This is a genomic window from Streptomyces sp. NPDC043726 (genome assembly GCF_056436565.1).
This window is the reverse complement of sequence record NZ_JBWKCI010000002.1, coordinates 73,736-85,329: the sequence shown is the minus strand read 5'-3', so window position 1 is coordinate 85,329 and position 11,594 is coordinate 73,736. Positions and strand designations below refer to the sequence as shown.

The 11,594-nt window shown below is 74.1% G+C and carries 10 protein-coding genes and 1 pseudogene; 3 read left to right on the top strand and 8 right to left on the bottom strand.

The features are described 5' to 3' along the window. Nucleotides 1–47: 47 nt before the first annotated feature. The 5 genes and pseudogenes from AC068Z_RS05115 to bdeA form a co-directional block, all read right to left on the bottom strand. Nucleotides 48–620: a hydrogenase maturation protease gene (locus tag AC068Z_RS05115; RefSeq protein ID WP_478552441.1), complete on the bottom strand. Its 573-nt coding sequence runs from the start codon at nt 618–620 to the stop codon at nt 48–50. Then, nucleotides 617–2,329, bottom strand: a complete 1,713-nt coding sequence (locus AC068Z_RS05110; protein WP_478552439.1) for a hydrogenase maturation protein — start codon at nt 2,327–2,329, stop codon at nt 617–619. The genes AC068Z_RS05115 and AC068Z_RS05110 overlap by 4 nt, the downstream gene beginning before the upstream one ends. A gap of 102 nt (nt 2,330–2,431) precedes the next feature. Continuing rightward, on the bottom strand, nt 2,432–3,709 hold the full coding sequence (locus tag AC068Z_RS05105; RefSeq protein ID WP_478552437.1) for a PucR family transcriptional regulator: 1,278 nt from the start codon (nt 3,707–3,709) through the stop codon (nt 2,432–2,434). Nucleotides 3,710–3,911: 202 nt separating this feature from the next. After that, nucleotides 3,912–5,312, bottom strand: a pseudogene (locus AC068Z_RS05100) (LuxR C-terminal-related transcriptional regulator); the annotation flags it as partial. Nucleotides 5,313–5,504: 192 nt separating this feature from the next. Beyond that, nucleotides 5,505–6,407: a bis(hydroxyethyl) terephthalate hydrolase gene (gene bdeA / locus AC068Z_RS05095; RefSeq protein WP_478552435.1), complete on the bottom strand. Its 903-nt coding sequence runs from the start codon at nt 6,405–6,407 to the stop codon at nt 5,505–5,507. Between the two features lie 525 nt (nt 6,408–6,932). Between bdeA and AC068Z_RS05090 the strand changes: the two genes are divergently transcribed. Continuing rightward, nucleotides 6,933–7,820 carry a Gfo/Idh/MocA family protein gene (locus AC068Z_RS05090; RefSeq protein ID WP_478552433.1) on the top strand — a complete coding sequence of 296 codons (888 nt, stop codon included), beginning with the start codon at nt 6,933–6,935 and terminating at the stop codon, nt 7,818–7,820. Nucleotides 7,821–7,831: 11 nt separating this feature from the next. Here AC068Z_RS05090 and AC068Z_RS05085 read toward each other — a convergent pair whose 3' ends face one another. Beyond that, entirely contained in the window at nt 7,832–8,176 is a 345-nt protein-coding gene (locus AC068Z_RS05085; protein ID WP_478552431.1) for a hypothetical protein, read from the bottom strand. Between the two features lie 47 nt (nt 8,177–8,223). After that, entirely contained in the window at nt 8,224–9,123 is a 900-nt protein-coding gene (locus AC068Z_RS05080; protein WP_478552429.1) for a GNAT family N-acetyltransferase, read from the bottom strand. Nucleotides 9,124–9,337: 214 nt separating this feature from the next. Between AC068Z_RS05080 and AC068Z_RS05075 the strand changes: the two genes are divergently transcribed. Both AC068Z_RS05075 and AC068Z_RS05070 read left to right on the top strand, forming a co-directional pair. Next, the gene (locus tag AC068Z_RS05075; RefSeq protein WP_478552428.1) at nt 9,338–9,763 is read left to right on the top strand and encodes an OsmC family protein; all 426 of its coding nucleotides are present in this window, start codon (nt 9,338–9,340) and stop codon (nt 9,761–9,763) included. 48 nt (nt 9,764–9,811) lie between these two features. Next, nucleotides 9,812–10,738, top strand: coding sequence for an N-acetyltransferase family protein (locus tag AC068Z_RS05070; RefSeq protein ID WP_478552426.1), 927 nt, complete (start codon nt 9,812–9,814; stop codon nt 10,736–10,738). A gap of 25 nt (nt 10,739–10,763) precedes the next feature. On the opposite strand, the gene AC068Z_RS05065 is transcribed toward AC068Z_RS05070, so the two are convergent. Continuing rightward, the gene (locus AC068Z_RS05065; RefSeq protein WP_478552424.1) at nt 10,764–11,528 is read right to left on the bottom strand and encodes a hypothetical protein; all 765 of its coding nucleotides are present in this window, start codon (nt 11,526–11,528) and stop codon (nt 10,764–10,766) included. Nucleotides 11,529–11,594 lie beyond the last annotated feature (66 nt).

Below are 11,594 nucleotides of genomic sequence, written 5' to 3'. Positions count from 1 at the left end.
CCGGGACGCGGGGGGCGTCCCGGTCATCGATCCTCGACGCCGCGGGCCTACGGAGCGGCGAGCCCGGCCGCTGACGGGTTCGCGGATTCCTCCGGGCGGCTCAACCGGGGCATGGCCGCGGGGTCGGCGAGGAGCGCGGGGACCATGGCGTGCAGGGCCTCGACGGCTCGTTCGACCGCGTCCGCCACCGGCGCGCTGACGCCGGGCACGATGTCCTCGTCCTCGCGCGGCCGCACCTGGGGTTCGCAGGCCAGCACGAGGACCCGCGGCAGCGGTCCGTCCCCGAGGTGGGCGGCCAGGGCCAGCACCTTCGCCGGGTCCATGCCGTGCGCCTCGGGCGGGGCCGCGGCGCGGGGGCCGTCGGGGAGCTCCGGCTCGATCAGGGACAGCGTGCCGGGCGGATGGCCCCGTTCGGCCGCGTCGACCAGGACGGTGACGTCGTAGCCGTCCAGGAGGGTGTAGGCGAGGTCGAGGCCGCGGATGCCGAAGTCCCGCGCCCGCACCTCGGGCGGCAACGGGCGCCGCTCCAGGGCGCGCAACACCTCGGGGCCGAAGGCGTCGTCCGCGAGGAAGATGTTGCCGACCCCCGCGACCAGCAGCCGCACACCGGGGCGGGTCATCGCGCGTCCCCGCTCAGGGGCCGGGCGGATCCGCCGGGCTGCTTTCTGACGAAGGCGGACCGCAGGGCGTGGTAGGGGGCCTGCGCGTCGAAGAACACGGCGCGCATCCGGGCGAGTTCGGCGCGCCGGTGGTCCGCGAGGGGCCGCCGTGCCTCGTCGGCCTTGCGCGTCTCGGCCTTCGCGGCGACGCGCCGCGCCAGGTCCGGGGCGGCGGCGAGGGCCGCGGCCCCGCATTCGGTCTCGGCGGCGAACTCACGGGCCGCGACGGGCACGAGCCGGTCCACCAGCCCGATGCGGGCCGCGGTGGCGGCGCTCACCGGCAGCGCCTCGCTCGTCAGCTGGCGGGCCGTGTCCGCGCCGACGCGGCGGGGCAGCGTGTACGTCCAGTACTCGGAGCCGTACAGGCCCATCCTGCGGTAGTGCGGATTGAGGACGGCACCCGCGCGGCACCACACCTCGTCGGCGGCCAGGGCGAGCATGAGGCCGCCGGCCGCCGCGTTGCCGCCGAGCGCGGCCACCACCAGCCGGTCGGTGGTGCGCAGCACCGCCTCGACCAGGTCGTCGATCGCGTTGAGGTTCGCCCAGGACTCACCGGCCGGGTCGGCCGCCGCCTCGATGACGTTCAGATGGATGCCGTTGCCGAAGAAGTCGCGCGCCCCGCCGAGGACCAGGACCGAGGTCGGGCGGGTGAGCGCGTGCCGGTAGGCGGCGAGCAGCCTGCGGCACTGGTCGGTGCTCATCGCCCCGCCCGGGAAGGAGAAGGTCAGGAAGCCGGTGTCGCCGCGCTGCCGGTAGCGGATGTCGGTCCAGGTCCGCCGGTCCGGGGGCAGTTCGAGCGGGGCGGGGTCCTCCGGCAGCGGAGCGCGCCCCGGGCTCGCGGCCGTGAAGGAGGCGAGCACGGAGGCCGCGGGGCGGCGGAACGGCGAAGGGTCGCCGGAGCTCTTGCGGGGGCGCAGTTCGGGGATCCACACCGCTCCGTCGCGGGTGGCCCGGCAGACCGCCCCCGCCCGGGTGGCGAGCAGTTCACCGGGCCGTCCGCGCAGCCGGTCCTCGGGGTGTCCGCCGTGCAGGAACACCTCCCGGCCGAGGATCTCGTCGAGGACGCCGGGCTGCGAGTCGCCGCCGCGCAGTTTGCGCAGCACGGCCTCGGTGCCGTCCGTCTCCCAGTCGATCCTGCGGCGCTCCTGCCGGAATGCGTCACGCCACACCACGCCGATCTCGGGGTCGCTCTGCGGGCGCGGCTTGAACGAACCCTCGGCGTAGCGCCGTACGGCCGTGCGGACGGCGGCCGAGGCGGCGTCGGCGACCTCGCCCCGGTACAGGTCGCTCTTGCCCACCGGCGGGACCGGGAACGACTCGGCCGCCCAGACGGGGCCGGCGTCCATCGCGGCCTCGGCCTGGAGAACCGTCACTCCCCAGCGGGGCGCCGCCCCGGCGATCGCCCAGTCCAGGGAGGACGGGCCGCGGTCGCCGGGCGGACCGGGGTGGACGACGAGGCAGGTGTGCTCCCGCCACACGTCCTCGGGGAGCGGCGTCTTCAGCATCGGAGCGATGATCAGCTCCGGGCGCATGTCGCGGACAGCGGCACGGACCGCGTCCGGGCCGTGCGAGGCGAGGACGACGTCCACCCGGTGCCCGAGGTCGGACAGTTCGGCGTACACACGCTGGGACAGGCTGTTGAACGCGCTGGCGACGAGCAAGATGTCCATATTGCGGGATGCTCGCCGGTTTCGGCAGGGCTGGAAAGGATAGCCACGGCGTTTCGCCGGCCCGTGTCGGCCCGCTTCCTCCATCCGGATCCCGCGGGCACCTCAGCCGCGCAGCAGCCGCCGTGCCGTCAGCGCCAGACTGATCTCCACCACGTCCAGCGGCCGGGCCAGCGAGCGGCCCGTCAGCTGCTCGCAGCGGCGCAGCCGGTTGAGGACGGTGTTGCGGTGGCAGTACAGCCGCTCCCCCGCCCGCTGGGCGGAGCCGTCGCACGACAGCCACGCGGAGAGGGTGTCCAGCAGGACGTCCCGGTCGGCCGGTTCCAGCCGCAGCAGCGGCCCCAGGACCTGGTCCGCGAGGGTCGCGCCGAGTTCGGGGCACGAGACGACCAGGGCCTCGGGGAGGTGTTCCGTCAGGCGGATCTTGCCGCCCTGGGGCGGGCAGATGCTCAGGGCGAGGTCGGCGAGGCGGCGGGCGTCGCCGACCGCTGCCAGGCCGGTGACCACGTTGCCCACGCCCACCTTGGTGCCCGGCGGCGGGTCCAGGGCCTCCAGCGGGTCGTCCTCGCCCTCCGGATCCTCGTCGCCGACCAGGACGATGCCGTAGTCCACTTCCACTCCTGTGTGCCAGTGCACGCGCGTGCCGGGCGGTACGGCGGCGGCGCGGGCGCCCGAGGGGCCCGCCTGCCGTCCGCCGGTGACCGCGACGACCACGTACCGGCCGTGTTCCGGCAGGCCCAGTCCGTCGGCGGTCTCGGGCAGGTCGGCGATGCGGCTGGTGCCGTCGAGAAGGGCGGCCGCGAGCAGCCGTACCCGGTTCTCGCGCCGCCAGGCCAGTTGCCGCTCGGCCTGCCGGTAGGCGTCCGCCACGAGGGTGCAGTGCTCGTCGACGAAGTTCCATACGTCGGTGGCCACGTGGACCAGCAGCCGTACGTCCTCGGGTGCCGTCCGGGAGGTCTCCTCCACCAGCCGCTGCCACACCAGTGACCCACCCAGGCGGAACGCGTGCAGGAGGGCGTCCAGCGGCACGCCCTGTTCCGCGCGCCGCACGCCGATCTGCCAGGAGCAGCGGCGCGCCGCGTCCCGGTTGCCGCGCGGGTCGAGCAGCGACAGCACACTGTGCCGCAGGGAGCGGTTCACCTCCTGCCAGGTGCCCGCGTAGTCGCTCTCCACGGCGGTCCGGTAGGCGCTCTCCTGCTCCTGGAGGACGGCCACCAGGCGGTCGGTGAGGTCGGGCAGGTCGTCCAGCAGGACCCGTGCGGCCCCGTGCAGGACGCGCAGGGCGTCGGCGTCGATCAGCGACCGTCCGCGTCCGGTCCGCGGCTGCGGAACGGGCACCGGCCCGGTGCGGATCATCGCGCGTGCCCGTACGGCAGGATGCATCGCGGCCCTCCCTCGGACTCCCGGCGGTGCGCCCGCACCGGGAGACTCAGCGGTGTCCGGTCGGCCGTGTCGTCGGCTTAGCCCGTACGGCGGGGGCCGCCCGACTCGTCCTGCCCCGAAGGATGACATACCGTCCGGTCGGTCCCTAGGGTTGTGCACCGGTCTTTTTCCTCCTGCCTCTCACAGAACCGCACGTCGGCCGTCATCGGCCCTGCTGATCGACCATGCGGGCCAGCTCCATCCGGGACCGCACGCCGAGCGTGGCGAAGACGTTGCGCAGGTGGTAGTCGACCGTGCGGGTGCTGACCGCGAGGCGCAGGGCGACCTCCCGGTTGGTGGCGCCCTCGGCGACGTGGCGGGCGATCCGCAGCTGCTGCGGTGTCAGCCGGGCCAGCTCCCCGCCCGCGCCCTCGAACCCGGCGGCCCCGTTGGCCCGCAGCTCCCCGCGCGTCTGTTCCGCCCACGCCCGCGCCCCGCACCGCTCGAACCCCACCAGCGCGGCCCCGAGCCGCACCCGCGCCTCCCGCAGCCGCCGCCGGCGCCGTAGCCACTTGCCGTGCAACAGCTCGGTCCGGGCCCGTTCGAAGTCCCCGCCCGCCACGTCGTGCAGGGCCAGCGCCCGCAGATACAGCTCGTCCGCCCGCTCCCCGGGGGCCAGCAGCGCACGGCAGCGGGCAAGTTGGGCGGGCGCGTGCGGATCGGCGCCGAACGCCGCCCACCGTGCGAAGTCCTCCACGACGGCCCGCGCGTCGTCCGGCCGGTCGGCGAGCAGCGCCGCCTCCACGAAACAGGGCACCATCAGCATCCAGACCGCGAAGTGGCCGCGCCGCACACCGGGCAGCACCAGCGGCCCGAGCCGGTCCGCCGCGTCGAGGGGACGGCCGCAGCCCAGGTCGGTCCGGGCCAGCGCCCACTCCGCCAGCGTCGCCGCCTGGGCCAGGCCGTGCCGGCGGGCCGTGGTCAGCGCCGCCGTCGCGTGCCCGGCGACGGTCGCACGCTCCCCCACGATGGACGCGGCCAGCGCGAGCATCGCCCGGTGATGCGCGACCGTGTTGCGGCGCCCGGCCCGGTGCGCGGTCCGCACCCCTTCCTCGGCGTGGGTGCGCGCCTGGGCGTGCCGGCCGGCACGCAGCTCGGCGTAGGCGAGGTACTCCAGGGCCCGCGACTGCAGCGCGGCGGAGTCGCGGTCCCGGGCCACGGCGAGGGCGCGGGCGCCGGCCCGGCGGGCGGCGACGACATCGCCGAGCAGCAGGGCGGCCGTGGCGCAGCGCAGGAGCTGTTCGGGCCGGTCGCTGTCGTGGGCCAGCACGCGGCGCAGCGGCGCCGTCGCGCGGTCGGGGCGCTGCTCCAGCAGGGCCTTCATCCCGGTGCGGTAGTCCGCCGCGGCATCGCCCGCGGCCGGTTCGCCGAGCGCCTTCAGACAGCCCGTCAGGTCTCCCGCGGCCCAGGCCGCGTCGACCGCGGCGAGCCGTGCGGCCTCGGCCTGCTCCGGCTCCTCGGCCGCCAGCAGGGAGGCGGCCAGCAGCAGGGTCTCCCGGGCGTCGTCGACGGGGCCGTCCCCCAACCGCGCCCTGCCGCAGGCGAGTTCGGCCCGGCCGCGGTCCGTGGTCCGCGCGCTCCTGTCACCGATCATTCATGCGAGGTTACTTACGCGTAACGCACGAGGGAAGCCGGTCGCCTCCGCCGCAACGTCCGCCGAAGCGGGCTGTGACCTGCGGCTCCGCGCGACCGTGGTGGAAAACGGACTGTGCCGCCGCCCAGACTTTCCGGGCGGCGGCCGTGCGGGAGCACAACGTCAGCCACTGTGCGGGCAGTTGCCCCGGTACTCCTCGATGGTCAGGCTCGGGCGGGGCAGCGGACACAGGAACTGCTCGTAGCGGGTGTCGTTGTCGATGAACCGCTTGAGCCAGGAGATGCTGTACTTCGCGATCGTCGTGTCGGACGAGTTGGGCGTGAAGTGGGTGGCGCCGTTCAGCTCCAGATAGGCGCGGTCCAGGCCGGAGGACAGGCTCGTGTAGAACGGCTCGGCGTGGCTGGAGACCGGGGCGATCGTGTCGCCGTCGGCTCCGAAGATGAGCGTGGGTGTGGTGAGCTCGGGCCAGCTCTTGTCGAGATTCCACGGGGTGAGCGGGATCGCCGCCTGGAGCGAGGGGCGGGACTTGGCGGCCTCCAGGCTGCCGCCGCCGCCCATGGAGTGGCCCATGACACCGAGCCGGCTGCTGTCGACGCGGCCGCGCACGGAGCTGCGCTGCGTCAAGTAGTCCAGGGCCGCGAGGAGTTGACGGCCCCGGGAGTCGGGCTGGTCGAGGGTGGTGTTGGTGTCGATGGTGAACACCACGAAGCCCTGCGAGGCCAGGCGCGGGCCCAGCCAGGCGATCGAGGACTCGTAGGCGGTGTACCCGGGCGAGATCGCCACGGCCCCGAAGGTGCCGTCGGCGGTGCTGGTCGGGTAGTAGATCGTGCCGCCGCCGAAACCGGTGACGGCGAGGGAGGAGACGGAGGTCTGCGAGACGGCGTAGGAGCCGCGGGCCGCCTCGATGCTGGCGGTGGTCGGCGCGGGGCCGCGCTCGTAGGGGTTGTCCGCCGCGTGGGCGCCGGGACCGGCGAGGGTGCCGAGCCCGAGGACCACGGCGAGCGCCGCCGCGGCTCCGGCGAGCCGGCCGGCCCTGCGGGGCCTGGTGTGGGGGTGGACCTGCACGACGAGTCGTCCTCTCTGTCGTGGCGGACGGGCGGCACGAGAGAACCGTGCCGCCGGTCACCGCTGGTTGACTGGAGGTGCCACTGTGGGCGCCGGGCCGGTCGCCGGGGACCGGCAAGTTCACCGGTCTCGTGCGCCGGGTACCGACCGCGCTGTTCCCCGCCCTGCTCGCTCCGGGTTCCGGCCCCGCCGTGCCCGCCCTGCCAGCCCCGGTTCCGACCGCCCCGATCCCCGCCCTGCCTGCCCCCGGCCCGGCCACGCCGCACCCGCACCGCCTGCTCCCGGTTCCGGCCCCGCCGTACCCGCCCTGCCAGCCCCCTGTTTCGACCGCCCGATCCCCGCCCTGCCTGCCCCCGGCCCGGCCACGCCGTACCCGCACCGCCTGCTCCCGGTTCCGGCCCCGCCGTACCGGCCCTGCCTGCCCCCCGGTTCCGGCCGCCCCGATCCCGCCCTGCCTGCCCCCGGCCCGGGCGGGTGTGAAACGCTCGGTCGTCATCCGTTACGGCTGCATGGAGAGGCGACGGTATGCGCATCGGACTGCTCGGCACCGGCCCGTGGGCGCGGGTGGCCCACGCCCCGGCTCTCGAAGGGCACGCGGACGTGGACTTCGTCGGGGTGTGGGGCCGCCGCACGGACGCGGCGAAGGAACTCGCCGACGCTCATGGCGTACGGGCCTACGACGACGTCGACGCGCTGCTCGCCGACGTGGACGCCGTCGCCGTGGCCCTGCCCCCGGCCGTCCAGGCCGAGCTGGCGGTGCGGGCCGCGCGCGCGGGGTGTCATCTCCTCCTGGACAAGCCGCTGGCCACGACGGCCGAGCAGGGCCGTGCGGTGGTCGAGGCGGCAACGGAGGCGCAGGTCGCCTCGGTGGTGTTCTTCACCACCCGGTTCCAGCCGGAGACCGAGCAGTGGATCGCCGAACAAGCCGCCGCGCAGGGCTGGTTCACCGCGCACGCGCAGTGGCTGGGCGCGGTGTTCAGCGGGGGCGACAGCCCGTTCGCGAACTCGCCGTGGCGGCGCGAGAAGGGCGCTCTGTGGGACGTGGGACCGCATGCCCTGTCGGTGCTGCTTCCGGTGCTCGGTGAGGTGCGGCGGGTGGCGGCGGCCGCGCCCGGCCCCGGGGACACCGCGCATCTGGTGCTGGAGCACGCCGGTGGCGCGTCGAGCGCGCTGGCCCTGAGCCTGACCGCCCCGGCCGCGGCCGCCGGAGCCGCCGTGGAGCTGCGCGGTGCCACCGGGGTGAGCCGTCTCCCGGCGAGCACGCAGGGTGCGGTGCCGGCGTTCGCGCGGGCGACGGACGCCCTGCTCGACGCGGTCCGCACCGGCCGCCCGCACGCGTGCGACGCCGCGTTCGGTCTGCGGGTCACCGAGATCCTCGAAGAGGCCGACGCCCTGCTGAACGGCGGCGGTTGAGACCGGGACGGTCAGTCCTCGAAAGGCTCGTCGCTCCACCGGAACCAGGCCCGGTCACCGTCGATGTGCAGCAGGAACTCGGCGACCGGGCCGTCCGGTGAGGCGAGGGAGACGCGCCGCTCGATCTCGGCGTGGACCGCCTCCCACTCCTCCATGTGCTCGTCGATCCCGTCCAGCAGGGCGAGTTCGCGGGCGAACAGCTCGCGCACGCGGGCGTAGCCGGGGCCCGGCGTGAAGTGGCCCGACAGCCAGGGGAAGTCGGCCTCGTCGATCCTGATCTCCCCGACCGCCCCGTCCCCGCCGCGGACCTGCCACACCTCACCGTCGAACCCAACCGCGCCTCCGTGTGCCGTCACTGTCAGTGCCGGATCAGCATGGCATCCGACACTGACAGTCCGGCCGGCTAGCCGGTGGCGCCGGGGAGGTGGAAGTCGATCCGCTCCCTGACCACCGGGTGACCGGCCTTGGCGAAGTTCGCGGCCATCGGGAAGTTGCCCTGGTCGGTGGCTCCGCTGATGAACTCCGCGCCCTGCTCGGCCAGGAAGTGGGTGCACTCCACGAGCAGGTCGTAGGCGTAGCCGCGGCCGCGGTGTTCGGGCAGGACACCGATGAAGCCGATGACGGGCGAGGTCTGGTTGCGGGCCGGGATGTGGATGCCGGCCAGTTCCCCCTCCGGAGTGCGCGCGATCTGCCACCACTCACGCGGGGACGGGCACCAGTGGAAGAAGTCCAGCTCCTCCTGGGCCGCCTGGTCGAGGCCGCCCTGCTCGATGGCCTTCAGGGCGTGGGCGTCCAGGGTGACGGAGTGGATGCGGCGCAGCGCGTCGAAGAACACCCCGTCATCGGGCTCGGGCTCGAAGACGAGCCGTCCGGGGCGTTCGGGGAGCCCGCAGTCGGGCGTCCACCGGTAGAGGTAGCGCTCGACGAGGAGCTCGTATCCGGCCGCGCGGGCGGCCTCGAAGCGGGCTTCGGCCGCGGCGCGCGTGGCCGGGTCGTCCCGCCAGCCGGCGGGCAGGTTGAACTCGAGATCGACCTGCCAGGGAGCGGAGCGCAGGAGTTCGGCCCCCGCCTCCTCCTCGCCGTCGGCCACGTCGAACCAGTTGATGTTCATCGGCTCCGTGGCCTCGGGGCCGCCCCACCAGGCGCCGCGCGCGACGACGCGGCCGTCGCGCAGGGCCACGCGCTTCCAGTCGGGGCGGTGCACGGTGGCGCGGTGCGCCTCGCTCGCGCCCAACGGGTCGGGCAGGGTGTCGAACAGGTGGGCGTCGCTCTCGTCGAGCGGACGGATGACCAGATCGGTCATGGTGGATTCCTCCGGGATGCAAGCTGCGAAGAGCGCTCCCGGTCAGGTCACACGAAGCACGCCGGGACAGCGGTGAAGGGAGCGCTGGTGAGAGAGAACTGCACGGCACTCGCCCCCTTTCCGTCGTCTCGAGGCGTGATGATCACAACGTAGGGGATCTTCCCCGGGTGCGTCCACACATTTTCCCGAGGCGGGCGCGATTAGGGTCTGCGGCATGACCGACAACTCCCTGCGCTCCGTCACCGTCGAGCGGACCGCCACCGGCCACTTCACCGCGGTCAACGCCCGCGGCGGCACGATCGAGTTCGGCACCGAGGGCGCCGACTTCACCCCCGTGGAACTGCTGCTCGCCGCGATCGGCGGCTGCACCATGGCCGACGTGGACGTCGCCACCACCCGCCACGCGGAACCCGACCGGTTCACGGTCACCGTGACCGGCCACAAGGTCAGCGACGAGGAGGGCAACCGGATGATCGACCTTCAGGTCACCTTCTCCGTCGCCTTCCCCGAGGGCGAGGGCGGCGACCGCGCCCGAGCGATCCTCCCCCGCGCGGTGAAGACCTCTCACGACCGGCTCTGCACGGTCAGCAAGACGATCGAGGCGGGCACACCGGTCACGGCGACGGTCGAAGGCGCCTAGCGTTTTATTCCGTTGCGGTCGGCCGTCCCGGGGCCGGACCCTGACGGCATGCCCTACGTCATACGCCCGGCCGACCTCACCGACGCGCCCGCCGTCACCGAGCTGCTCAACCAGGTCGATGTGCTCGAGATCGGCCGGCCCGAGACCGACCTCCACACCGTCGAGGCCGATCTCAAGCACCCCGAGGCCGATCTGTCCCAGGACTCCTGGCTGGCCTTCCACGAGGACCGGCTGGTGGCCTACGCGCTGGTGTGGGACGAGTCGAACGGCGAGCGCGTCGACGCCGACCACTATGTGCTGCCCGACCACCAGGAGGCCGGGCAGCGGCTGTTCACGGCGCTCGAGGCCAGGGCCCTGGCCAGGGCGCGCGCGAACGGCGCGTCCAGGGCCGTGGTCCACCTCCACCTCAACATCGAGCCCACGCTGGACACTTCGCTGATCGAGGAGCGCGGCTGGTCCGTCGTACGGCGTTACCACGTACTGCACCGCCCGGTGGATCCCGCCACGGACCTCACTCCCCGGACCCCGCCCGGTGTACGGCTGCGGGCCTGCGCCGACGAGGCGGACCGCGAGCGCGTCCACGCCCTTTACCAGGCCACCTTCGCCGAGCACTTCGACTTCCAGCCGCGCTCCTACGAGCAGTGGCTGCACGACGTCGACGCCGAGACCCTCGACTGGTCCCTGGTGTGGATCGTGAGCACCGAGGAGCAGGGCGACGTCGGCTTCCTCCTCGCGCGCAACGACCGCGAGGCGATGGGCTGGATCCGCAGCATCGGCGTCCTGCGCGAGGCCCGTGCCCGGGGTCTCGGCGGTCTGCTGCTGCGGCACGCGTTCGCCGCCTTCGCCGAACGCGGCCGGGACACGGTCGGCCTCGGCGTGGACACCGGCAACGCCACGGGCGCGCCCGGCCTGTACGCCCGCCACGGCATGACGGTCCACTTCGCCGTCGACACGTGGGAGACCGTGCTGACCTGACGACCGCTCAGCGCGGCCCGCCCCCTCAGTAGGCGCGGTGCGGGTAGTGCGGGTCCTCCCAGCGGTCGGGGCCGGTGAGACCGATCAGGCGTATGCGGTGCAGGAGTTCGTCCGGTACGTCGTCCAGGGCACGCAGTCGATCCGGGGCGTACCGGACAAGCCAGGAGGCCAGTTCGGTGCGCAGGGCGTCCTCGTCCTCCCAGGTGTCCCAGGGGAGCTCGTCGCCGAGCAGGGGGTACTCCCACTCGTCGGCCGCCAGGGCCAAGTGCCGGTCCGCGACGGGGTCGTCGAGTGCTTCCCAGGCGGTGAGCCACGGGGTGAGTGTGCCCGACGCCTCGGCGCACAGGGCGAGCAGCTCGTGCACCGGCACGGCGGGATCCGGGTTCTTGAGGCTGTGCGCCCACCAGGCGTGCAGGAACTGCCACACGGCGAGGCTCTGTTGGAGGGGCCACCGCCGCCAGTGGCCGCGCGCGAACGACCGGCCGACCTCGTGCATGCCGAACATGGGCGCCACCCGGCCACCGACCAGCTCCCGGGCGAACTGCGGCAGGATGCGGCGCAGGACCGCGCCGTGGTCCGTCCAGTCGGGGGCGTCCCAGGTACGGCGCAGCAGGTCCGCCTCCAGCTCCACGTCCGGGATCTTCAGCAGCTCCAGCTCCTCGTCGCCGCCCCAGTGGCAGGTGCACTGGGTTTCGTGGCTGCGGGCGGTCATCCCGCGGAAGGTGACGGACAGGTCGTCCAGGGCACGGTCGAGTCGGAGCTGTGCGGGGGTGACGTCGTCAGGGGGCATGTGGTCGGCCTCTACGGGACTCCGGAGGCTTGCGCCGGCCGAAGATCGCGACCTTACCTCCTTAAG

Bases quoted from the DNA above. Each gene is read 5' to 3' on its own strand.
- AC068Z_RS05090 (WP_478552433.1), top strand. From the start codon at position 6,933: ATGCGCATCGGACTGCTCGGCACCGGCCCGTGGGCGCGGGTGGCCCAC.
- AC068Z_RS05115 (WP_478552441.1), bottom strand. From the start codon at position 620: ATGACCCGCCCCGGTGTGCGGCTGCTGGTCGCGGGGGTCGGCAACATC.
- AC068Z_RS05105 (WP_478552437.1), bottom strand. From the start codon at position 3,709: ATGCATCCTGCCGTACGGGCACGCGCGATGATCCGCACCGGGCCGGTG.
- AC068Z_RS05075 (WP_478552428.1), top strand. From the start codon at position 9,338: ATGACCGACAACTCCCTGCGCTCCGTCACCGTCGAGCGGACCGCCACC.
- AC068Z_RS05065 (WP_478552424.1), bottom strand. From the start codon at position 11,528: ATGCCCCCTGACGACGTCACCCCCGCACAGCTCCGACTCGACCGTGCC.
- AC068Z_RS05110 (WP_478552439.1), bottom strand. From the start codon at position 2,329: ATGGACATCTTGCTCGTCGCCAGCGCGTTCAACAGCCTGTCCCAGCGT.
- AC068Z_RS05080 (WP_478552429.1), bottom strand. From the start codon at position 9,123: ATGACCGATCTGGTCATCCGTCCGCTCGACGAGAGCGACGCCCACCTG.
- AC068Z_RS05070 (WP_478552426.1), top strand. From the start codon at position 9,812: ATGCCCTACGTCATACGCCCGGCCGACCTCACCGACGCGCCCGCCGTC.